20 protein-coding genes and 4 tRNA genes are annotated in these 23564 nt (G+C 48.6%); 8 read left to right on the forward strand and 16 right to left on the reverse strand.

Annotated elements, in window-relative coordinates; all coding sequences use genetic code 11:
• Positions 1 to 12: 12 nt before the first annotated feature.
• On the forward strand, positions 13 to 987 hold the full coding sequence (locus BP71_RS23050; RefSeq protein ID WP_496383621.1) for a cytochrome-c peroxidase: 975 nt from the start codon (positions 13 to 15) through the stop codon (positions 985 to 987).
• 65 nt (positions 988 to 1052) lie between these two features.
• Here BP71_RS23050 and BP71_RS23055 read toward each other — a convergent pair whose 3' ends face one another.
• From BP71_RS23055 to BP71_RS23115, 13 genes are all read right to left on the reverse strand, one after another.
• Positions 1053 to 1757, reverse strand: coding sequence for a hypothetical protein (locus tag BP71_RS23055; RefSeq protein ID WP_496383623.1), 705 nt, complete (start codon positions 1755 to 1757; stop codon positions 1053 to 1055).
• A 59-nt stretch (positions 1758 to 1816) separates the two neighbouring features.
• Positions 1817 to 2467 (reverse strand): response regulator transcription factor, encoded by a 651-nt coding sequence (locus tag BP71_RS23060; protein WP_496383625.1) that lies wholly within the window; start codon positions 2465 to 2467, stop codon positions 1817 to 1819.
• 334 nt (positions 2468 to 2801) lie between these two features.
• Positions 2802 to 3413, reverse strand: coding sequence for a phage integrase SAM-like domain-containing protein (locus tag BP71_RS23065; protein ID WP_496383627.1), 612 nt, complete (start codon positions 3411 to 3413; stop codon positions 2802 to 2804).
• 249 nt (positions 3414 to 3662) lie between these two features.
• Positions 3663 to 3749: transfer RNA gene (locus tag BP71_RS23070), tRNA-Ser, on the reverse strand.
• Between the two features lie 61 nt (positions 3750 to 3810).
• The gene (locus tag BP71_RS23075; RefSeq protein WP_496383629.1) at positions 3811 to 4884 is read right to left on the reverse strand and encodes an asparaginase; all 1074 of its coding nucleotides are present in this window, start codon (positions 4882 to 4884) and stop codon (positions 3811 to 3813) included.
• The gene (locus tag BP71_RS23080; protein ID WP_496383631.1) at positions 4884 to 5651 is read right to left on the reverse strand and encodes a TatD family hydrolase; all 768 of its coding nucleotides are present in this window, start codon (positions 5649 to 5651) and stop codon (positions 4884 to 4886) included. The genes BP71_RS23075 and BP71_RS23080 overlap by 1 nt, the downstream gene beginning before the upstream one ends.
• A gap of 124 nt (positions 5652 to 5775) precedes the next feature.
• Positions 5776 to 6399, reverse strand: a complete 624-nt coding sequence (locus tag BP71_RS23085; protein ID WP_496384271.1) for a polysaccharide deacetylase family protein — start codon at positions 6397 to 6399, stop codon at positions 5776 to 5778.
• A gap of 119 nt (positions 6400 to 6518) precedes the next feature.
• Positions 6519 to 8027, reverse strand: coding sequence for a glutamate synthase subunit beta (locus BP71_RS23090; RefSeq protein ID WP_496383633.1), 1509 nt, complete (start codon positions 8025 to 8027; stop codon positions 6519 to 6521).
• 49 nt (positions 8028 to 8076) lie between these two features.
• A complete protein-coding gene (gltB, locus tag BP71_RS23095) occupies positions 8077 to 12660 on the reverse strand; it encodes a glutamate synthase large subunit (RefSeq protein ID WP_496383635.1) in 4584 nt (1527 codons plus the stop codon).
• 401 nt (positions 12661 to 13061) lie between these two features.
• Positions 13062 to 13484, reverse strand: a complete 423-nt coding sequence (locus BP71_RS23100) for an STAS domain-containing protein (protein WP_496383637.1) — start codon at positions 13482 to 13484, stop codon at positions 13062 to 13064.
• A 54-nt stretch (positions 13485 to 13538) separates the two neighbouring features.
• Positions 13539 to 14474 carry a phosphoribosylaminoimidazolesuccinocarboxamide synthase gene (locus BP71_RS23105; protein ID WP_496383639.1) on the reverse strand — a complete coding sequence of 312 codons (936 nt, stop codon included), beginning with the start codon at positions 14472 to 14474 and terminating at the stop codon, positions 13539 to 13541.
• Between the two features lie 16 nt (positions 14475 to 14490).
• A complete protein-coding gene (locus BP71_RS23110; RefSeq protein ID WP_496383641.1) occupies positions 14491 to 15210 on the reverse strand; it encodes a hypothetical protein in 720 nt (239 codons plus the stop codon).
• A 39-nt stretch (positions 15211 to 15249) separates the two neighbouring features.
• Complete coding sequence (locus BP71_RS23115; RefSeq protein ID WP_496383643.1) at positions 15250 to 16212, reverse strand: vWA domain-containing protein; 963 nt, start codon at positions 16210 to 16212, stop codon at positions 15250 to 15252.
• Between the two features lie 130 nt (positions 16213 to 16342).
• Here BP71_RS23115 and BP71_RS23120 point away from each other — a divergent pair.
• Together BP71_RS23120 and BP71_RS23125 are read left to right on the forward strand one after the other, a co-directional pair.
• Positions 16343 to 16429, forward strand: a tRNA-Ser gene (locus BP71_RS23120).
• A gap of 58 nt (positions 16430 to 16487) precedes the next feature.
• Positions 16488 to 16561: transfer RNA gene (locus BP71_RS23125), tRNA-Pro, on the forward strand.
• Positions 16562 to 16690: 129 nt separating this feature from the next.
• Here BP71_RS23125 and BP71_RS23130 read toward each other — a convergent pair.
• Together BP71_RS23130 and BP71_RS23135 are read right to left on the reverse strand one after the other, a co-directional pair.
• Positions 16691 to 17638 (reverse strand): ISAon1 family transposase, encoded by a 948-nt coding sequence (locus BP71_RS23130; protein ID WP_496383645.1) that lies wholly within the window; start codon positions 17636 to 17638, stop codon positions 16691 to 16693.
• Between the two features lie 47 nt (positions 17639 to 17685).
• On the reverse strand, positions 17686 to 18009 hold the full coding sequence (locus BP71_RS23135; protein ID WP_496384272.1) for an ISAon1 family transposase N-terminal region protein: 324 nt from the start codon (positions 18007 to 18009) through the stop codon (positions 17686 to 17688).
• A gap of 315 nt (positions 18010 to 18324) precedes the next feature.
• On the opposite strand from BP71_RS23135, the gene BP71_RS23140 reads away from it, so the two are divergent.
• The 4 genes from BP71_RS23140 to BP71_RS23155 all read left to right on the forward strand — a co-directional run bounded on the left by BP71_RS23140 (position 18325) and on the right by BP71_RS23155 (position 22422).
• Positions 18325 to 18398, forward strand: a tRNA-Arg gene (locus BP71_RS23140).
• A gap of 646 nt (positions 18399 to 19044) precedes the next feature.
• Positions 19045 to 19764 carry a hypothetical protein gene (locus BP71_RS23145; protein WP_496383647.1) on the forward strand — a complete coding sequence of 240 codons (720 nt, stop codon included), beginning with the start codon at positions 19045 to 19047 and terminating at the stop codon, positions 19762 to 19764.
• A 109-nt stretch (positions 19765 to 19873) separates the two neighbouring features.
• The gene (locus BP71_RS23150) at positions 19874 to 21208 is read left to right on the forward strand and encodes a T9SS type A sorting domain-containing protein (protein ID WP_496383649.1); all 1335 of its coding nucleotides are present in this window, start codon (positions 19874 to 19876) and stop codon (positions 21206 to 21208) included.
• Between the two features lie 302 nt (positions 21209 to 21510).
• A complete protein-coding gene (locus BP71_RS23155; RefSeq protein ID WP_496383651.1) occupies positions 21511 to 22422 on the forward strand; it encodes a sugar phosphate isomerase/epimerase family protein in 912 nt (303 codons plus the stop codon).
• Positions 22423 to 22549: 127 nt separating this feature from the next.
• Here the strand turns inward: BP71_RS23155 and BP71_RS23160 are convergent, their stop codons facing one another.
• Positions 22550 to 22879, reverse strand: a complete 330-nt coding sequence (locus tag BP71_RS23160; protein WP_496383653.1) for a hypothetical protein — start codon at positions 22877 to 22879, stop codon at positions 22550 to 22552.
• A gap of 190 nt (positions 22880 to 23069) precedes the next feature.
• Here BP71_RS23160 and BP71_RS23165 point away from each other — a divergent pair, with 190 nt between their 5' ends.
• Positions 23070 to 23507, forward strand: a complete 438-nt coding sequence (locus tag BP71_RS23165; RefSeq protein WP_496383655.1) for a hypothetical protein — start codon at positions 23070 to 23072, stop codon at positions 23505 to 23507.
• The last annotated feature ends 57 nt before the right edge of the window (positions 23508 to 23564 follow it).

Consider the following 23564-nt stretch of genomic DNA (forward strand, 5'->3'; position numbering starts at 1 on the left):
TAACTTAAAGCGATGAAACCGAAACGTTTGCTTCCGCTGGTCCTGTTGATTTTCGTCCAGGCCACACAAGACTCATGCCGGGAAACGCGTTCACTGCCGGCCGACGAAGTTGCGCTGGGAAAGCAACTTTTTTTCGATCCCATCCTGTCGTCCACCCGTCAAATCAGCTGTTCCAGTTGTCATAGGCCGGAAACCGCCTTTGCGGACACAACTGCTGTAAGCCTTGGGGTGTTTAGAAGAAAAGGGAAACGGAATACTCCTTCGGTGATGAACCTGGGCGACGCTGCTTTCCTCTTTTGGGATGGAAGGGCAGAAACGATGCAGCAGCAGGCACTTATTCCAATCGCCAACCCAGACGAAATGGATTTACCCATCGACATTGCAGTTAGCAGGTTACAGGCAAATGCATTCTATCAGAGTGCGTTTGGCAGGGTTTATCAGCAGCAACCTTCCGATTCGTTACTGGCCCGTGCATTGGCGGCATTTGAACTATCTTTGGAAACGGGCGACACCCCTTTTGATGAGTGGAAGACAAACGACAATGCATTGGTTGTCAGCGAGTCGGTCAAGCGCGGTTTTTCGCTGTTCAATGGAAAGGCGAATTGCGTGCGATGCCACTTCGGCCGCGACTTTGCCGACGCCGGGTTCCGGAATGTCGGGCTCTTCAATGGTAAAAACCTGAGCGATAGTGGTAGGGCCGTCATCACAAAGAATAGCGCCGATCTGGGCAAATTCAAAATCGCTCCTTTGCGCAATGTTGCACTGACGGCCCCGTATATGCATAACGGTATGTTCAGAACCCTTCGGGCAGTAATAGACTATTATGACGACCCGGGTAAGTTCGTGCCAGACCCCATCAATCGCGATACCCTGTTGGAAAAGCCAATTGGTCTTACCGACCAGGATAAGCAGGACCTTGAAAATTTTCTAAGGTCGCTGACAAGCCCAAGATTTACCCCCGGAGGCTTGAAGAGCGATCAATATTAACGGTGGGGGATAAACGAGACGAAAGCAACCGGACGGCCAAAAGCACTTTTTCGCCGCCCAATACCTTAGTTTTTTAATGTAATCATCAGTCTTTCATAAAATGCTTCCGTGACGCTCCCCACATAGTTGTAAGGAACCGTTGTTCTTGGGAACTTCAATGTTGTAACGTCGTTGTCCACAAAGAATGATGTCGAAGAAAAAACGGTGATTGGGGCAACTCCTGACCCTGTGCTAGTGAGCTGGTAGGGGAAAATCATTTCGAAATCAACATCCATACTTTCACCGATAGGCATGTTTAACGCCACCGGGGAGCCGATCCGGTCCCTTTCGCCATACGTACCGCCGCCGACACTGGTGTGCAGGATGCGTTTACCTGAAGTGTTGTGGGTAAGCCCGATCAGATACCCTTCATTAACCGGAAACGAAGGTGACGCGATCCTTTTCAAGGTCATTTTTACACCAAAAGTAGCTACGCCCATTTTACCAGCCGCATTTCCTGTGTAAGTATCAGCTTTGGCCGATGACCGCGGTAATGAGAGCGCTTGCTCCGATCCGGTGACCGTACCTACGGACGTTCCGCCAGCACCCAGAAACGTTATTTTTTCAATTAAAAACTCGCAGGGGTACATCCGGTCTGTGCCATCCACGGTCTCGCATTTAGATTCGGGCAGGTTGTCGGATGGTACTTCGTGGTCTGTACAGGACAAAGCGAACATCAGCACGCCATAAACGACAGTCAGAGAAACAGAGGTAAAATTGAATTTGAGCATAGTTGTGATCGAAAAAGTAAAACTGTATGAAAGAAAGGATGAATTTATTGGCAAGAACATCAAACAATACCAAGCCTAATGGCAACTTTGGTTAGACCCACCGAATTTTTCACACCCAGTTTTTGGAACAGGTTTCTCCGGTGTGTCTCAACTGTCTTTTCACTAATAAACAGCTGATCAGCAATGCGATTGGTGGAATATTCGCTGGCAACGAGCTGCATTATTTCCAGTTCTCTTTTACTGAGAATATTTTTTACGGCAGCCGGTGCCTCCTTTACCGGGCGGTCTGCAAATGGCTCGGCAAGTTGCAGCATTACCTGCTGTCCGTAGTAGGTCTTTCCTTCTGCAAGCGATTTGATGGCCCATTCCCATTCTTCCACATCCGCTACCGGATCGATGTACCCATGTACTCCCGAACATATGACCTCCCGCACTGCTTCGGGGCTGGATGTCGGTGCAGCGAGCAGGAATTTGAGCCGGGGATGAATTTTTCTGACAGCAAAGATTGCGCTGGCGATTTCGGCAGTACAATACTGGAAAATGATGACCATTTCAACCTTCCCAGGTTCCATAGATCGTGTGAACTTATCCAGGCTGCCGCTTTTGCCGGTCAGTCTAACATAAGCGCTTTTTAGTAACCAGTCGGCAACCGCGGCGCATTCCAGCGAGTGCGGATGGACAAGGTAAGTAAGGATGACCGGATGATCCATATCGTTATTGGCCGCAAAAGGCTAATGCAGGTTGTTGTTGAAATGCGGACAAAACTATTGCTGGCAGCTCAGATTAGCATTTGTTATTGCTGCAAATGCTTTTGATTTTGTTTCTTCACGTCGATAACTGAAAATACAATTCGCTTTGCCTGTATTGAATGATCGATGAAAGAGCAAGCTAAACTTTAAAACAGTCCATGCACCCAAATCAACTAATGCTAAAATGTAAAATTCCGCTGTCTTACTTGATCGGCTCGGGAAACGAGACTAAAGCGCTTCGCGGTTCATTTCCCTGAGTGTCATTTTTGAAGGTTGTAAAAGGGTCGCGAACAAGTCACTCTTTCTTGACGCAGATAAATACCTTTTTTTTGAAATTGGTCAGATATTTCATCGCTGCGTTGTGGCCCAGCTGCTTTTCCGTCTTCAGCCAGAACGCATATTCCGATATGAAATCGTAGTCAAGCTTGTTGACATCGAATTCCCAGGTTTTATATTTCCATTCGATGAAGGCCTTTGTGTGGTCGAACGAGGTCTTGTACCGGCCAAGCGTTTCCAAAGCATAGTCACTGCCCACCATCCGCGCTAACTTCTCGTTGTGGTCTCGGAAAACTTCGAGTATATCTTTCGATTTGTCTGACACACCATTGATTCTGTTCCTAAGTTTCTCAGCACTCAGTTCGATGTTCGCTTCCAGTATCTGCCTTTGAATGTCATACACTTTGAGCAGCATGGAGTCCAAGTAGCTATTCAGGACTCGGGCGTCTTCACGAGTACCGTTTTTGCGACCTGTTACCGAATTCCATTTTTCTGGCTCGCACTCCCGCTTTGTGGAGAGCTCGAATCTTTCGCCATTGGTTGCTATCCGCAGATATATCGGTAACGGGCCTCTAACATAACCGCTTCTTTTTTTCAGGTAAAAGAGTGTGGTGAGGTTTCTAGATAACATAATAATAGTTTTAAGTGAATTAAATCTACTATCAATGCCGTCAAAAAATCAAGATGTTTTCTTCGTAAAAAGGTTGTAATTCAGTGTGTTATGTCGGTTCTGGTGAGCAGATTTTTTACTTTGACAATGCTCACCAAATGCTCACCAGAATATTGGGTAAAATTGAATATTCTGGCAGAGGCTTAAAAAAGGAAAAGCCTGTAAATGATTCATTTACAGGCTTTTGTTGCTTTTTGTTACTCTTATCAGCAGAGAGGAAGAGATTCGAACTCTCGATGCAGTTACCCACATACTACCTTTCCAGGGTAGCCCCTTCAACCACTCGGGCACCTCTCTATCGTGGTAATGAGGGTGCAAATATAGCAAACAGTTTTTTGTTTCCAAATCCGGAATCAAATCAAATACTCATTTCTCCTCGCAAAGGAGTACCTAGCATGTCGATGCAGGTTCGGGAAGGATGCCCGCAGGCGAAAATGTACATCATTTTAGTGATCGCGGCTTCGGCGGTGATGTCTGAACCGCTGATGACGCCGATCTGCTGCAGGAACTTGCTCGTTTGGTACTGACCCTGGGCAACACGGCCGCCGTCGCATTGAGAGACGTTGAAAATCACGATATTTCGCTCAATCGCGTTACTGATCGCATTCAGGAACCAGGATTCTGTGGTGGCATTCCCTGCCCCGTAAGTTTCCAGCACAATGCCTTTCAGTCCTTCTATACCGAGAATGGATTCCACCACCCGCTGGCTGATGCCCGGGAACATCTTGAGAATTGCGACATGGTTATCGAGATTTTTGTGAACTTTCAGTTGCAGGCCTGGTTGATAAGGCTTGATGTAAGGATGGTTGTACTCGATTCTTACGCCGGCATTGGCAAGGGACGGGTAGTTTTCGGAATGAAACGCATTGAAATCGGAACTTTCCTGCTTTTTCGAGCGGTTGCCTCGCAGCAGCGACGAATTGAAATAAATGCATACCTCGGTGATGATCGGGTGCCCTTCGGTATTCTTAGCGGCGGCGAGTTCCAATGCGGTAATGACATTCTCGCGTGCATCCGACCGTGCTACGCCTATGGGCAGTTGCGCGCCCGTGAGAATAACCGGTTTATTGAGGTTTTCGAGCAGATAGCTCAGTGCGGAGGCAGTGTAAGCCATGGTATCCGTGCCATGCAGGATCACGAAGCTGTCATACTGGTCGTAATGCGTCTCGATAATGCCCGCTAGCTCGATCCAGATCGCCGGATTCATATTGGATGAATCGATCGGTTCGGGAAGCGACAGGAAAGTTATGTCAAAATCCAGCCGGCTGATTTCCGGGACTTTCTCGATAATCTGCTGAAAATTGAAAGGCACTAACTGTTTGTCCCTAGTTTCGTATACCATCCCGAGTGTACCGCCGGTGTAAATCACCAGTACCGAACCCACGGTCGGCTCGGGTGAAATAGGATTGATGTGGATTTTGGTATAATTCATTATGATTTTTTATTGAGCATGGTTCTCGCATTGGCCGATGTGATGGTGATGACATCCGCCTTTGACACTTCCTTCAGATCGGCAACGCGTTGAGCTACCAGATCAATGTAGGCGACTTCATTGCGTTTACCGCGATACGGTACCGGTGCGAGATAGGGAGCGTCTGTTTCCAGTACGATGTGTTTCAGGTCGATATATGGGATGACTTTGTCCAGCCCACCGTTTTTAAAGGTAGCAACTCCGCCGATTCCCAGTTTGAAACCGAGTTCAATGGCCTTCTGCGCCTCTTCCAATGTCCCGGTAAAGCAATGGAAAATGCCGGTCAATGCAGGATCAGCGAAGTCTTCGATCAGTTTGACAGTTTCCCCAAATGCACTCCTGCTGTGAATGTCGATCCAGAGGTTATGCTTGCGCGCAAGGCTGCATTGGTATAAAAATGCCTTTTCCTGCTCCGCTTTGAAGGTAACATCCCAAAAAAGATCCATGCCGATTTCTCCTATGGCGATGAACTCGTATCGGGCGAGCCAATCTTCCATGATCTGCAACTCCTTTTCAAAGCCCTCCCTGACGTAAGTCGGGTGCAGACCTATCATGGGCAAACATTTACCAGGATATTTTTCGGCCAGTTCGAGCATTCCCTCAATGGTAGTGTGGTCGCAATTGGGCATCCATATCTGCTCGATGCCGGCGTTCCAGGCACGGTCGAGCATTTCGGTACGGTCTCCGGTGTAGTCTTCGCTGTATATGTGAGCGTGGGTTTCAATCATTTTAATGTAGAGGATTTAGGCTGTAAGCTATAAGCTTTAAGCTTTTTTTGTTATTTTAAATGGGTTGCTGGTGGTCGATCTGTTTATGCCTGCGGTTTACAGCTTAAAGCTTACAGCCTACGGCTTACAGCATTTCCAACGCCTCAAACCGATAACCTCGTTCCACAAAGTGCTCCAGATAGCGGGGGAGTGTGTACAACATATTTTTCGAGGCTTTGATACTGTCGTGGAAAAGGACGATCGAGCCGGGGTGCGTGTGTTGAATGGATTTTTTCAGACAAATTTCCGGAGTCAGGTTGGGAGAGAAGTCGCCGCTCAGAACGTCCCACATAATGATCTGTCTTTCTTCCAAAACCACTTTGGACTGGCTCCTTTTGATGCGTCCGTAGGGCGGCCGGAACAGTCGGGTTGGAAGATCCAGCTGTTCCTGGCATTTCTGAATGTTATGTAGATAGATACGGTCTTCGGTTTTCCAGCCATTCATGTGATTGAATGTATGGTTACCAATGGAATGGCCTCTTTTTTTTACACTCTGAAACACATCGGGGTGTTTGCGGACATTGTCTCCAATGGAAAAGAATGTGGCCTTTGCTTCGAATTTTTCCAATGTTTCCAGCACGGTCTCGGTAATGTCCGGAATCGGGCCGTCGTCGAACGTCAGGAAGATTACTTTTTCCGTAGTAGGTACGTGCCAGGTAAAGCCAGGGAAAAATGCTTTGAGCCAAAACGGAGAATGGTGCAGGAACATATCGACTGTCGATGAATTGGAAGTCAAATATAAAGGGATATAAAATAAGAAGCTGCCGTGTGAGGGCAGCTTTCTTACCAATAACAATATATAGAGGCTGGCTTAAATCCTGTATGGGATCATGCGTGCGCAAATGCAGGATTCAGCATCGATACAGCCTTTGCTTCCAGGAATGACTCACCCATGAGGTACTCATCCACCGCACGCGCGGCTTCACGGCCTTCGCTGATCGCCCAAACTACCAGCGATTGCCCGCGACGGCAGTCTCCGGCAGCAAACACTTTTTCGTTGGAAGTCGACTGGTAGCCATTGGTCTTAATGTTACCGCGATCGTCGAATTCCAGGTCGAGGTCGTTCAGCAGCCCCTCTTGCTGCGGATGCAGGAAGCCCGCTGCCAGGAATGCGAGTTCGCAAGGAATGGTGCGTTCGCTGCCTTCTACTTCTTTCATCTGCATCCGACCGGTTTCGGGGTCTTTTTGCCAGTCCAGGTCGACGATTTTCAGCGCTTTCAGGTTGCCGTTTTCGTCACCTACGAATTCTTTGGTATTGATAGACCAATGTCTGTCGCAGCCCTCTTCATGTGAAGTAGAAGTGCGCAGCATCATGGGCCAGTTCGGCCAGGGCGTGCTGGCATCGCGGTCCTTCGGCGGGATCGGCATCAGTTCGATCTGCGTTACGGATTTCGCACCATGACGGCCGGAAGTTCCGACACAGTCAGAACCGGTGTCTCCACCGCCGATTACTACCACGTGTTTGCCCGTTGCAAGAATCTCGCCATTGCTGTAACCCACGCCGCGGTGATCTACCACACGGTCGATTCCGGCTACACGCTTGTTTTGCTGGCTCAGGAATTCCATGGCGAAGTGAACGCCTTTGAACTGGCGACCCTGGATTTTTACATCTCTGGGAACCGTCGACCCGACGGTCAGCAATACAGAATCAAATTCGTTCAGCAGTTCTTCCGCTTTGATATCCACGCCCACATTGACGTTGGTGCGGAACTCAATGCCTTCTTCTTCCATTACCGCCAAGCGACGGTCAATAATGCCTTTGTCCAGTTTGAAATCGGGGATACCGTAACGTACCAATCCACCGATTTTATCTGCTCTTTCCAGCAACACCACTGAATGCCCTGCCTGGTTCAACTGATTAGCCGCTGCCAATCCCGCAGGTCCTGACCCTACTACCGCCACTTTTTTTCCGGTGCGGGTTTTAGGAACCTTAGGCTTCACGAGGTTCAGTTCAAATGCTTTTTCGATGATGGCTTTCTCGATATACTCGATTGCAACCGGTGGCTTGTTAATTCCAAGCACGCAGGAAGCTTCGCAAGGAGCGGGGCAGATACGACCTGTGAACTCAGGGAAATTGTTGGTAGAAGCTAGTATTTCGTAGGCCAGTCCCCAGTTTTCATCATACACCGCGTCGTTGAACTCGGGAATGATGTTGCCTAGCGGACAACCATTATGACAAAAAGGAATTCCGCAGTCCATACAACGGGCTGCCTGCTGTTTGGAATTAGAGTCGGTCGGTGCGGTTTCAATCTCACGGTAGTCAAGAATACGTTCCTCTACGCTTCTCTTTTTTGGCAACTCCCTTTCAAACTCTAAAAATCCGGTTGGTTTTCCCATTCTTATTACTGATTTAAAAAATTCTGATGATCAATCCTTTCTCTGAAAATTACTGATGTACTACGTCTACGACGATGTCTTTGTACACCACATTTTTGTCTGCAATCTGCTGCGCCAGCGTGATGCCGCGTCCTTCCAGCGCTTTGCGGAAGTCGGAAGGCATTACTTTGACAAACTGTTTCACAGATTGTTCCCAGTTCTGGATCAATTGGAATGCGATGTTGCTGGTTGTGTACTGGAAGTGCTTATCCAGGTATTCGCGCAGGATGCTCTTGTCTTCTTCGTTCAATGGTTCCAGCGAGACCATTTCTTTATTCACTTTTTCTTCGAAATTACCAGCTTTGTCGAGGACATAAGCCACACCGCCCGACATACCAGCCGCGAAGTTTCGTCCTGTTTCGCCGAGGATGATTGCCAGACCGCCCGTCATGTATTCCAAACCGTGATCACCCACGCCTTCTACCACCACTTTCGCGCCTGAGTTACGCACGCAGAAGCGCTCACCCGCGGTTCCGCGGATGTATGCATCACCCGAGGTAGCACCGTAGAATGCGACGTTACCGATGATAATGTTTTCTTCCGGTTTGAACTTCGCATCGCGGTCTGGATAAACGATCAGTTCGGCGCCGCAAAGGCCTTTTCCGAAGTAGTCGTTGGCGTCCCCTTCCAGCTCCAGACGGACGCCGGTGGTGTTGAACGCACCGAAACTCTGGCCGGCCGTACCACGGAATTTGAAGTGGATATTGCCGGTTGGCAAACCTACGCCGCCGTATTTCTTCGAGATTTCATTCGAAAGCATCGTCCCCACCGACCGGTTCAGGTTGTTGATCGGATACTCCGCGTAGATCTCTTCCTTGGTTTCCAATGCAGGCTGCGCCGACCTGATCAGGTTAATGTCAAGAATAGCGTCGATACCGTGATCCTGCTCTTCCTGCTTGAATTGTGCTACTGAAAGATCTCCTTCCTTGTACAGGATTGCGTCGAAATTCAGGTTTTTATATTTCCAGTGTTTGATATCGTTGCGGATTTCGAGGTACTGAGCCTGTCCAACCATTTCGTTGACGGTACGGAAGCCCAGTTGTGCCATGATCTCACGCAGTTCTTCGGCCATGAATGTGAACATGTTCACTACGTGCTCAGGTTTGCCCGAGAACAATGCGCGCAGTTCTTTGCGTTGCGTTGCCACACCCACGGGGCAGGTGTTCAGGTGGCATTTGCGCATCATGATACAGCCGGCGGCTACCAATGCAGCAGTTGCTACACCCCACTCCTCTGCACCCAGCAACGCGGCTATCGCAAGATCGCGTCCGGTACGGAGCTGGCCATCTGCCTGAACGGTTACCCGGCCGCGCAATTTGTTTCTTACCAAAGTCTGATGCGTTTCCGCCAAACCAAGTTCCCATGGCAGACCGGCGTGACGGATCGAGCTCAATGGCGAGGCACCGGTACCACCGTCGTATCCCGAGATCAGGATGTGGTCGGCGTGTGCTTTGGCAACACCGGATGCTACCGTTCCTACACCGGCTTCGGATACCAGCTTCACGCTGATCCGTGCTGCACGGTTCGCATTCTTAAGGTCGAAGATCAGCTGCGCCAAATCCTCGATCGAATAAATGTCGTGGTGGGGAGGAGGAGAGATCAGACCTACACCTGGCGTCGAGTGACGGGTACGTCCGATCCAGTCGTCGACCTTAAAGCCAGGCAACTGGCCACCTTCACCTGGTTTTGCACCTTGCGCTGTTTTGATTTGCAGCTCTCCGGCATTGCTCAGATAATGGCTGGTCACACCGAAACGTCCGGATGCTACCTGCTTGATCTGCGAGTTCATACTGTCGCCGTTCGGCAAGCGGTTGTAACGCAGTTCGTCCTCGCCGCCTTCGCCGGAGTTGGATTTACCGCCGATGCGGTTCATTGCGATCGCCAGTGTGGTGTGTGCTTCCCAGGATATCGATCCGAAGGACATTGCACCGGTTGCGAATCGTTTGAATATGTTTTCGGCAGGTTCTACTTCTTCCAACGGAATCGCACTGCCTTTTTTGAATCGAAGCAAACCACGTAATGTCAGCGCTTTGTGGCTCTGGTCGTCGATCAGCTTGGAGTATTTTTTAAATTGCTCGTAGCTGTTGCTGCGAGTTGACTGTTGCAGCAGGTGTACCGACGCGGGGTTGAAAATATGGGCTTCACCACGTTGCTTCCATTGATACACACCACCTACTTCCAGTCTTGGTTTCTGCTCGGGGTTTTCATGATAAGCCACTTTGTGACGAACCAGGATTTCGCGGGCGATCTCAGGAATGCCCATACCGCTGATCCGCGAGATGGTTCCTGTGAAATATTTGTCGATTACATCCTTGTTCAAGCCGACGCATTCGAAGATCTGTGCTCCCTGGTAAGATTGCAGGGTCGAGATTCCCATTTTCGAGAAAATCTTCAGAAGCTCCTTGTTAACGGCCTTGATATAGTTGTAATGCAGTTTTTCATCGGTAAACTCACCTTCGATCATGCCCTTGCGGTTCATGTGCGAAAGCGTTTCGAATGCCATATAGGGGCATACACCGGCAGCACCGTAACCGATTAGTGTCGCTACGTGGTGTGTTTCCCAAACGTCACCTGCTTCTACCAACAGACCTACTTTTCCTCTCAATCCTTCACGGATCAGGTGATGGTGGATGGTGGCCGTTGCGAGCAATGAAGGGATCGGAGCGTGGTCGGAATCGATGGCGCGGTCGGAAAGAATGAGGATTTCAAATCCGTCCTCAATAGCGTCTACCGCGTAACGGCAGATTCTCTCCAGAGCTCTTTCCAATGCTTTTCCGCCCTGGTCGGCGCGGAAGTAAGTATTGATGGTTTTGGCCTGGAAGCCATCTTTATCTACAAAGCGCAGCTTGTCAAATTCCTGTACCGAAAGGATCGGGTGCGGCAATGCGATCTGGCGGCAGTGCTTTGGTGTTTCTGTCAGAATATTCTCTGTGCTGCCTACGAAGGAGATCAATGACATGATCGCACGTTCACGGATCGAGTCGATGGGCGGGTTGGTAACCTGTGCGAACAGCTGTTTGAAGTACGTCGACAAATGCTGGCTCTGATCCGAAAGGACTGCCAATGGGCTATCAGTACCCATTGAGCCGATCGCTTCCATACCGGTTTGCGCCATTGGCCCGAGGATCATGCGCAGATCTTCCGAAGTATAACCGAATGCTACCTGACGTTTCAGCAATGCATTGTCGTCGTAAGCACGGTAGGTACGGATCGGGTGATCCAGCTGATCCACGTGCAGCTTGTTCTCATCGAGCCATTGCTGATAAGGCTGCGCGGAGCAGATCTGCGATTTAATTTCTTCGTCAGGAATAATGCGGCCTTGCTCCATGTCGACCACGAACATGCGTCCGGGTTGCAGGCGGCCTTTGGTGACCACGCGTGCCTGGTCCACTTCGAGTACCCCCGCTTCCGACGCCATAATGATCGTGTCGTCGTCGAGTACCCAGTAGCGGGAAGGGCGCAGACCGTTACGGTCGAGTGTTGCGCCCACCATTTTACCATCTGTGAATGAGATAGACGCAGGGCCGTCCCATGGCTCCATGATGGCAGCGTGGTACTCGTAGAATGCCTTGCGTTCCGCGTCCATCTGCTCGTTACCGTCCCATGCTTCGGGCACGAGCATCATCATCACGTGTGGCAATGAGCGTCCCGAAAGGTGCAACAGTTCGATCGCATTGTCGAGGTTGGCGGAGTCGGACTGGTTCCTGTCGCAGATCGGCAGAAGCATATCCATTTCTTCTTTGGAGAAAAAATTCGATTCGAATGATTTTTCTCCGGCACGGATCCAGTTCACGTTGCCTTTTACGGTGTTGATCTCACCATTGTGCGCGATGTAGCGGAATGGCTGGGCCAGCTCCCACGAAGGGAATGTGTTGGTTGAGAAACGGGAGTGGACAACTGCGAGTGCAGAAACCACCGATTCATTTTCCAGATCGGGGAAGTAATATTTTAGCTGGGCAGTCGTAAGCTGTCCTTTATATGAAATGGTACGGCAGGAGAGCGACGAATAATAGAAACTCTTCGCACCGCCTTTTACGGTATCTTTAATGAGTCGGGTCGATACCTGGCGCAGGATAAACAGTTTCCTTTCAAAAGCCATATCGTCCGTAATGTCGTCCGGACGTTTGATAAACGCCTGCTCTACGCTCGGTTCGACGGAGAGTGAGCCTTCACCCAATGTATTGTTCAGTGTGGGAACTTTCCGGTAGCCCAGCAATTGCAGGCCAAGCTTCTTGATCTTTCGGTTCAGTATATCCCTGCACTCTTCCCTGACCGTTTCATTGCCCGGGAAAAAGATCATCCCCACTCCGTATTCACCCGCTGGTGGCAGATGAAAGCCCAATTTGGTAGATTCTTCTACAAAAAACTCGTGAGGGATCTGAATTAAGATACCAGCACCGTCACCGGTGTTAGGGTCAAAACCAGTTGCACCCCTATGCTCCATCCTTTCAAGCATATGAATGGCATCCGCCACGATCTGGTGCGACTTACGACCCTTGATGTTAGCCCGGAAACCGATTCCACATGCATCATGCTCAAATTCCGGGCGGTACAGTCCCTGATTTTCTACCATTTGTTCAGACATTTGCGACATTTATCGAATTGTAGAGTAATTAACAAATTCGTAATTAGAATTTATTTAAATAAGCACTTTAAAAGGAAAGCGAAACCGCTCGTGTGTGATGATTTGGGTAAAGCCACGCAAGATAATCATAAAAAATATTTGGCTTATTATGGGAATGGCAAAATTTTCTATCACATATATGTATTTGGTTGATAAGTCACAATTATTATAGAAATATTGATAATAGTATAAGGATTAGCCACTTTGATTAACATTTTAGAAACCGTTTTAAGGCATTTTCGGTGACTTGGAGGATTACAAAACAGGCCTAAGGAAAGTAATAAAAGTGTGCTGGGAACCTAACAAAAACGTCCTGCCGGGCTACGGCAGGACGTCTCTTTTATCGGCTCGGAAATTATACTATTCAAATATTACGGTTCTTTCGATTCGCTCACACCTTCGTAATCTTCGTCATCATAATCGTCGTCGCCCGCACCGAACTCATTTTCAAGACTGTGCATAAAAACGGCGTCGATCGCTTCTTCCTTGGTTGGCAGAACGGTCAGGTCGGGGATGCGCAAATCTTCCAGCGTATCTATGAAATCGTCGTCGCGCGTGACGAGCACGAGCAGGCCGAGATCGTTCGCGCAGAGGCGGTTTACTTTCTTCAATATCACGATTCCGGCCGCATCCAGTGATTTCACCGTTTGCACGTTTACGATCAGGCTGTGGTAGCCTTCCCGGAAAAGCGAGCGGGCTGTTTCTTCGAAAGAAGCTGGTACGTCTTCGGCGAAGGCTGTTTCGGTCAGCTCGATATAGACGTATTGTTCCTTCTTTTCCAGTTTAAAATCCATTGCGTTTGTCGTTTTGTCGAACAAATATTTTTGTAGTTGTTACAGAGCAGTTTTTTACACCAATGTACGCAACACGGCAGTTTCGATTCTTTTCAGGGGATTATCCAGATTGTTTTTCTGGAATTTGTTGCCGGTTACCTTCTCAAACAGTTCGATGTAGCGGTCCGAAATGGATTGCACGCGGTCATCGTTCATCTCAGGGACAGTTTGGCCTTCCTTACCCTGGAACCCGTTCTCGATCAGCCATTCCCTTACAAATTCCTTGCTAAGTTGCTTTTGGGGAACTCCGGCGCGTTGATTTTCCTCATAAGTGTCTTTATAAAAGTATCTTGAGGAATCGGGCGTGTGGATTTCGTCGATCAGATAAATCGTGCCGTCCAACTGCCCGAACTCGTATTTGGTATCCACCAGGATCAGCCCTTGATCGGCCGCCATTTCCGTTCCTTTCGCAAACAATGCCAGCGTATAACGTTCCAGATGTTCGTACTCGTCTGCACTTACGAGCCCCTGCGCCAGGATTTCTTCTCTTGAAATATCTTCATCATGACCTTCGTGTGCCTTGGTTGTAGGTGTAATGATCGGCTGAGGAAGTTTGTCGTTCTCCTTCAGTCCCTCGGGCAGCGCCACGCCGCATACCGAACGCCTGCCTGCTTTGTATTCCCGCCACGCGTGGCCGGCCAGGTAACCTCTTACCACCATTTCTACCGGGTAAGCCTGACATTTCAGGCCGATACTGACATTCGGATCGGGTACTTCTTCAAGCCAGTTGGGGACGATGTCCGAAGTGGCGTTCAGGAAGTGTGCGGCAATCTGGTTCAGGACCTGGCCTTTGTAGGGGATGGCCCTGGGCAGGATCACGTCGAACGCGGAAATGCGATCCGTTGCGATCATGACCAGCCGTTTTTCGAATGAGTAGACGTCACGGACTTTTCCTTTGTAAAAGCCTGTCTGGCCCGGGAACTGGAAGTTGGTTGCTGGTATGCTGTTCATTGGATTATGGGTAAAATCACCATTCAATTTCGGTCTTTTGCCCCGGCTTTCTATTGTATTGCTTGCGCCGGAGCTGGTAAATATATTGCGATTCGTTCGATTTCATGGCATCCAGGATAGCTCTGGCTTGCTCTTCCGACATGTTCATCGCCTTGAGACTTTTAAGCAGTTCTTCTTTTTTAAAGTCTTCCGCTATTTCCCGCGACTCCGGTTTTTGTTCCGGGGGCATTTCCTGTTCGTTGGGAGCAGCCGCCTGCTGACTGGATCGCTGCTTTCTGGTACTGATATCCGAAGGTTGTTCGATACCCGAGAAACTCTTTTTCAGGATAATGTAATTTGTTCTGGCGAGATTGTTCCCGGGCTCCTGGCGTATTGCAGATCTCAGGCTCACCAGCGCGCTTGCCGTATCTTTCCGATTGACCCGGATCAATGCGATCTGGGAGTTCGCTACTGATGCAATGGCATTATTGTCAATTTCGCTGAGCAACTTGTAATGCTTCAATGCTTGTTTATAGTCGCCCATTTTATAGAACGAATGGGCCAGGTTAAGTCTCGCTGCCGGATCTGAGAACAGGGAGCCATAGGTGATCTGCCGGTATAATTCGGCTGATTTTTTGTACTGCTTGCCCTTAAAAGCTTGTTCCGCATCCAGTTTTCTCTGGTTTGCTTTCGTAATGGAATCGAAAGTCCGGTTATCCCAAAGCCAGAGCAGGACATAGAGAATCAGAGACGTCATATCGGTTCACATTTGCCTGCAAAAATAGGGAATTGATCCTTACAGTCGAAACGTTCCGATTGTAATTAAAACATCCAGCAGGATCAGAACGAGTGCCGCTCCCAGGAAGTAATAGTATTTATTGCTGATCACGGTGATGGTTCGCGAGTCCACCAATGTGCCTTCCGCCAGGTTGACATCGTTGATAAGTTTCTGAATATCATTGTGGGAGTTGTTTAACTCATAGTATGTCCCTCTCGATGAATTGGCCACGCCGCGCAGAAAATTCTCATCCAGTTTACTGATCACCAGCTTATCATACTTGTCCATCATCGGCTTTCCGTTTTGCTGGATACTGATACCAACTTTGGTACCGACGGCCACCGTATACATTCCGATCCCGAATCGCCGAAGGTTGTTGAAGAGTGCGTTGCTGCAAGCGGAGCCGTTTTCTCCGTCGGAAAAGATCACCATCATTTTGGAGCGACTGGTAGGGTCTCCGGTGTTCAGCAGCTTATGATATGCCATCTCAATGGCGCCGCAGACATTGGTGCCATTGGTAGGCAGCAGATCTGTCTGGAGCGACTGAATAAATAGTTCCAGCGCGCCTGCGTCATAGGTGAGTGGGACATGAATGAATGCGTCATTGGAGAAAATGATGATGCCAATGCGGTTGGCGCGTTCATTCTGCACGAAGCGGTTCATTTCAAACTTGACTTTTTCCAGCCGAGAGGGGATGACGTCCGCGGCGTCCATTGATTTGGACAGGTCCACGACCATAAAAATATCTTTACCCTTTGCCTGAATGTCGCGTTCGGCTTCTCCGAATGACGGTCCGAGCAGGCTGATGATTAATAGCGAAAATGTAATTGCGCGTAAAAAGAGCTTGATGATAAGTGTACGGGCGGTTGTCTGAAGCTGCCGGGCGATCCTTACAGTCCGGATAATGTAGGCTGTGTAGGCAAATATGAAAAAAAATATGAAAAAATATTCGGTGCTTTCAAAGGGGTAATTCCAGTTCATAATGAACGCATTGGGGTAATTTAAACTTTGGCAAAAATAGGGAATTCAGGCTTCTGGTAAAGTTTTTTTATTCAAATGTTTGCTTTTCTGAAAGCGAACCCTCTATATTTGCAACCCAGAACGGAAAGAAGGAGGGATGGGTGAGTGGCTGAAACCAGTAGTTTGCTAAACTGCCGTACTCGCAAGGGTACCGCGGGTTCGAATCCCGCTTCCTCTACACCTTTTCTGAACGTCTGAAAATTGACTTCGTTTTGAGTAACAAATAAGTCAAAGATCGGGGAGTGGCGCAGCCCGGTAGCGCATCTGGTTTGGGACCAGAGGGTCGCAGGTTCGAATCCTGTCTCCCCGACATCAAAGGACAAAATAGATTTCTATTTTGTCCTTTTTTATTACCCCTTGCGACTAAATTCAGCAACTGCATTGGGAATCAGGGATCAGTCCGAAAAATAGGGGATCAAGCAGAATTCTTGGGGTGAGATTAAGCATAAAGTTTCGTGAGCCTGAATAGGAAGAACGGAATATCCCTCACACCCCTGGATGGTGACCTAAATGCCTTGATCTTCGCATTAAATGACTCTGCCGAGGCATTTGTACTACGATTGTTAAAGAAGTTGAGGATATCCAGATAGTGTGTCTGGATAGATCTAGCGACAGTTTTGAACGAATCAAGTCCGCAATCTTCAACTGCGTTGTACCATAGCGCAAGCTTTTTAAACGCCTGCTCTTTGGATTTGCAAACCCGAAAAACGGTCCCTAATCCTGTTGCGAGCTTGTAAGCTTGTTCGATAAGCGGGTAAAGCTCGAAAAGCAGCCTGGAACGGTGAACCTGTGAGGCGGTCCATTTATCATGATGCTTGAATAGCAAGTACCTGCTTCTGACCAACAATTGTTTTAGCGTATCACCATTGGTAAGAACCTCAGGCTGGTAAACCAAACCAGATTGCCTGGCATCTTCAATAGCCTGATTTTCTTGATCCAAAGCCTGCCACCGATGTTGTATTCTGATTTCCTGAACTGCATCAAAGGCTAATTTCTGTGCGTGGAAGCGGTCGATAACCTTTGATGCTTTTGGAAAACATCGACTGACAATTAAGCCCATATTGGCGGCCATATCCAGCGTTACTTCTCGTACCTTGCTGCGCATGCGCTTAGGTATCGTTCGCAGAATTTCAATGACGGATCTTGCTTGCGTGCCTTTGACCATGGCTACCAATGAGCCCTTGCAGCCTTTGGCGGACTTGTTGGTTACAATCGTGTACAGTTCACCATTAGATAGTGAAGTTTCGTCAATACTTAAATATGGACTGGTGTTTTCTGGGTACAAAAGCCATTCAGAAGCATGCTCACGCTGGTCCCAATCCTTGTAATCGCTGATGTGGTCCCGCTTCGGCGGTCCGATTGTACTGTTGTTGGAGTTGTTTGCCATCTAGATGAAAATATTTACCCAGTTGGGAGCAGCTCACAGGGTTATTATCAATACAACCCTTTTAAAAAATCAGCGAACTCTTTGGTCATCCGAGTTCCCTGTTGCACCACATTCCAATTTCTGCTGATAATCTCACCCGTGTCCCTGACCTCCCATCTCCGGCGCTTGATACAGAGTGTAACCTTCTGATTGCGAATAGGAAAATCCTGGATGTATATCTCCGGTAAGAAGCCCTTAGACTCCAATTTTTGATCTTGGTATTCGGAAGGAGGAAGATTTTTCTCTTCTAGATAAATGTGCAGGCCAGTGAGGCCTTCAACTGTTTTAGAAAGTTCGAAATAATCGGGGCGCCTAGCCGAGGATACCCTCAGGCAATAGGAAACAGACTAGGGCCAAATAAGACTCGCGGTCCGCCGCCGCGGTGCAATGCATTAAATGTTGATTCAATGCAAAACAACTACTTTTTTAAACGCCCCCCAAGTTTTCGGACTGATCCAAAATAGGTGCTCGGCCCCGGAGCTGAAACTCATGGTTATGTGCTAATTAGTGAACCGGTGCCGGTTTAAGTGAGAAATAACCCATTCTTCGCTTGATATTGAAACTTTTTTGAATACCTTTGCACCCGCTTATGTTAGAAGCGTGTTTGCAAAAAGGCAACTGCCTTCTAGGCAATAGGTTTACAATAGGGTCCCGTAGCTCAGCTGGATAGAGCAACTGCCTTCTAAGCAGTAGGTCTTGTGTTCGAATCACAACGGGATCACTTGATCATCAGATAGGCCGTCTCAAATCAATTTGGGACGGCTTTTTTGTGCAGTTGAAAACGAGCTGTTTTCGAGTTTCGCCCGGCTTGTGCTTGAAATTTCGCGACATATCAGGCTTGCCTGGACAGCCTTTTTGATATTCCGTGCAATTGGCGACCGATCCCCACTTCTGCGTTCGGCGCTGCCCGAAATCAAGTGCCATCCGACTTCTTATCACAATAGTCAATCAAAAATCCAAGATTTTTAGATAGAAATATTTCTATGAAAAATATGGATGGTAGCTACTTATATAGTATAATTTATGGTATAAATTTGATTAAATCAATTGCGGCACAATCCCAATTGAAACTTTCCCGCTCGATGTTAACGTGACATTGATGCGATTGCGAAACGTTTAATGATCCGGCAGTGTGAAACAGGTTTTCTGCCAATTGTGCCAAACCACCAGTCGTATACTTTCGAATTTACAGTGTGCATTCGATGCGTCGATGTGAATTATTGACGCATACCCAAGTGGCTTTTGAAATGCTCAGCATTCCCAGTTTTGCACATGTCGCTCTTTGATCGACAACGGGTTCTTCGTGCATAAAATCACCGATAATTCTTGACAATTAACTCCATATACCAACCAAACAAAGTCGAACGATGAAAACAAAACTGTTATTAACCAGGACTCTGGAATTAAAAAGATCTTGCGCGATCATGTTGGTCGCAATGATGTTTCTAGCTTGCTCAGATCTCTTCGCGCAAGTAAAAATCGGGACGAACCCGACTACGATCGATCCGAATAGCAATCTCGAAGTGGAAGGCTCAACGGCGGGCCGCAAGACCAGCATCCATAAAGTAACCGGCCAGGTAACTATCCAGGACGGCACACAAGGAGACGGAAAAATATTCACTTCCGATGCCAATGGCGGAGGCAGCTGGCAAGGTGGAACACAATTTATATTCTATGGTGTAACGACCAACACCAGCGCCTCTCCCTACATAGTTACATCAGGACTGGCAGGGAGTAGTTTGGGACAAAGGCCGCCCTTTACGCCTTCTTTCGGAGCTAATTACGACGCACCCAATAAGCAATATCTGATACCTGCGGATGGATATTACCGGCTCACCACGGGCGTGCGATGTGTGGGTACGACCGTTTCACAGGAATCAGCTCAATTTGTTATGCGGGACGGGCAATTCACCCCATCGGACTTTGTTACCACTTTAACTACCGGGTCCAGTTCGTTAAGATCTTTTACGACTGTCGGTTTTTACACCGCCAATACACCCATCTATTACTATATAAACAATCAATCAGGGACAAATGTGGGTTGCTACGGCGGTTTTATGGCAGTGGAAAAGATCACACCTCCGTGACCATCTTAACCGGTGAGTTTGATTATTACTTTAAGTGATCCGGCGCGGGTTAGTGATGAACAGGCACGCTGCGATCAGGTTATAGTGTATAAACTGAATCCATTTCGAGATGAACAAAACATATATCAATCTTTTTGCTGCGCCTGCCTGGGCGAAGACCGTCGCTTTGCTGGCTTTGCTGGTGACCGGCTTTACTTCAAAGGCTCAGCAAGGCAGCTCCGGTAACACCTATATTTTTGGTGGGGCCGAAATGACCTTCTTTGGGGCTCACGATTTTGTTAACGGTGGGAGCGGCGCGTTACCCGGTGTTGTGGGTACAGTGAGGGGACCATCTTCCATAGGCATTCTCAACTTTGCGTCCACGGCTTCCCAAAGCGGTGCCTCGGACGCTGCCTATGTGGACGGTTATGTCAGGAAATACGGATCGACACCTTTCGTATTTCCTGTGGGAGACAATGGTTTCTACGGTCCTTTTGCTGCTTCAGGTGACGGTACAATGGGGGCGTACTATCATGGAGACCCTTCGGTGGCCATCACAAGCGACCTGGGTGGGGGGAACTATCCTGTACTGCCTGCCGGTGGTCCCTTTCCGGCAGCTACATTTGAAGACGCTCTGGAAGCAGTGAGCCCGGTTGAATACTGGGATATTGATGGCAGTGCGGCTACGGCTCTGACATTAACATGGGATGCGGGCAGCGCTATCGGCACACTGACGGCGGGGCAGCTCAACAAACTGACCATCGCTGGCTGGAACGGCACCGAATGGGTCGCTATACCATCCGAGGTAGATGTTACTTCTATCCTCGGTGGCGCCAGTGATCTGACAGCCGGGTCGATCACCACTACTGCGGCCGTTATCCCCAATACTTATAACGCTTATACTTTTGCATCGCGCGACGTTCCGCTTCCGGTTACACTGGTCAGTTTCCGGGTGGTCCGGGAAGGCAACACAGCGCTATTGACCTGGTCGACCACCGAAGAAACCGACGCCGATCGCTTTGAAATCGAGCGCAGCCGGAATGGTAACAGCTGGAAGATGATCGGCACAGTGGAGTCGACCGGGGAAAGCAAAGTGCGGGTGGATTATCATTTTGCAGACCCTGATCCGTTCGACGGGACGTCAGGCGGCGTGAAGCTGTACCGTTTGCGGATGGTCGACAATGACGGAACGTTTACATACAGCCGTGTCCGATCCGTACGGTTTGAAAACCAGGAGAACAGGGTTGTTTATCCTAACCCGGCAAACGATAGGTTATTTGTCAGGGACTTTGCCAAAGCTTCTGATATCCGTATCGCTGATCTGAATGGTCAGACAGTTATCCGATTGGGCGATCCTAAAGAAGGCGCCATTAATGTCGGTAAATTAGCGGCAGGCATTCATGTAGTGGAAATCACATGGTCGGATGGAACTAAGACGGCACAAAGGATCCTGATCCGGAAATAAGCGGAAAGTGCAGCAATATTTAAGAGGTCGTGCCAGATTTAACCGGTGCGACCTCTTGCTTTTAATTGTATGTAAAAAACCTGCCATGAAATTTTCAGCAATGACGCCCTGAGCGAGAATTTTAGTGTATGACTTTCCGGATTGAGATCGATTTGGGTAATCCTGTTACCCTGCGATTTGTGATAGGGATCGTTTAGCGGATATCTTTGACAATTCCCGGCTTGATATTATATTGGCTGGATTTGCAGTTCCGCAGTCTGGTTTCAGACGGCATTTGAAACCATCATTCTACTAAACCCCATATGAACAGTCGTAGGAAATTTCTGAAAAATACCATGGCGTTGGCCGCAATATCGGCCCTGGACCTGCCCCAGAAAAAAGTTAAACCGCAGCTGGCCTTTTCAACGCTTGGCTGTCCAAAATGGTCGCTTTCCCAGATACTCGCAACGGCAGCTTCCGAGGGCTATCAGGCGGTTGAAATTCGGGGACTGCAAGGAGAGCTTTTTCTTCCCAACTGTCCGGAATTCAGTTCTCCGGAGCAGATCGCGAAAACGAAGAGGCAATTCGCAGACCATAAGATCAAAATATGCAACCTGGGCGCTTCCACGGCGCTACATCATCTCGATCCCGAAAAGCGGCATAAAAATCTGGATGAGGCCCGGCGTTTTATAGATTTGGCGCAACAACTTTCCTGTCCTTACATCAGGGTGTTTCCCAACGATCTACCTAAGGACCAGGACCGGGAGAAGACCATTGATATCATTGGTGAAGGCCTTTTGGAACTGGGACGGTATGCCGGGAAAGCGAACGTGACCGTGCTGCTTGAATCACACGGTGAGGTGATCTGGAAGGATGTATTGCTCCGGATTATGAAGCAGGCCGAGCATCCCAATGTAGGTCTTATCTGGGATATTTTTAACATGTGGTCGATCACCAAAGAGCCGCCTGCAGAGGTGTATGCCACATTAAAGAAATACATCAGGCACACGCACATAAAGGACGGCAGGCTTATCAATGGTAAGCCGGAATACACCTTCATCGGAAAGGGGGAAGCGCCGCTCACAGAGGCGATCACCGCGCTCAAAGCAGGAGGGTACAAGGGATATTACAGCTTCGAATGGGAGAAAATGTGGCATCCGGAGATTCCGGAGCCGGAGGTCGCTTTTGTCGATTATCCTAAATCAATGGAAAAGTATTTTGGACCTGCAAGGTGAAAAAACGCTTCGCCAAAACGCTGTGCAAGTCGTTACAGGGCGGTTTGGCGAAGGGGACGTTTGTACGCTATCGGCTCCGGCAGGCTCCCGGGTGAGTATTCCGGGAAATATTTCGCCTGGCAGATCATCACGCTACGGTTGAGAGACTGGCATCAGCGTGTTGCTGTTGAGCATCACTGCTGAATTGGGTTGTATCGCGGAAGGTATCTATGTTTTCCACAAGTGCTTTCACGTGTGCCCGTTTGCGCCCGGCTTGGGCGAGGACGCCGATAAAATCCTTTACGTGCTCAACACTCACGAAAACCAGAACATCGTCTTTCTGTAATGCTGAAACAACGGCTGACAGAGCCCTGATATCGCCCTCTTTCTGCTCCACCACTATTTTCTGACAACCTGCTATTTGCAGTGTTCCGATCAACTCTTTCGCTGCGCCGAAAGGCACGTATCCAGTAACCATTTTTTTACTTAATGATGAGATGCTAAAAGTAGGGCACGCCGACGCTACGGCCGACCGATCGGGATTAGAAAAAAATTAAAATGTATTGCCGGAAGATGGAGAATATTTGAATTTTATCAGGATATTTACAAAATTACTTGGTAAATTTCTATTTATCTTTTTGAGTAAACCCCCTAACAGCACCCTAACAATGACTTTGACAGAAATCAGGGCCGAAATGGTCATGAAAACCGAGCGCAAAATCCAGGAAATGAAAAGCCGTAATATTGTGCTACCGGCACACCACACGGATATGTGCGAGCTCTGCGATCAGCTTTCCCAGGAAATTTATGATTTTGCCATCAACACTACCATTCAGATCGCCGACCGGAATCACCTGCGCCAGGACATGGCCACTCTTCTGGAAGATGTTCACGAAGACATCTCTGCGTTAACCAACGGTGCCATCGACATATTACTTTCGACGTCGATAGCGGAGAGCTATGATTTAATGGGAATCAGGAGCGAACGGGCGGTTGAAAAAAAGGCGTTTCGCTATGTCCCTGCTGTCAGCGACGCTCTGTTCAGACTGTTTCAGAATTTATCGGGCTGGATCAGGGGCAGGTGGGATTTCAGGCCCGCTGCATAATACATGGTCGTCTTTTGGTCTGAAAAGGGTCGTTTTCTTCTGCCATCTGGCTGTTGC

It is taken from the genome of Dyadobacter ginsengisoli DSM 21015 (genome assembly GCF_059568735.1).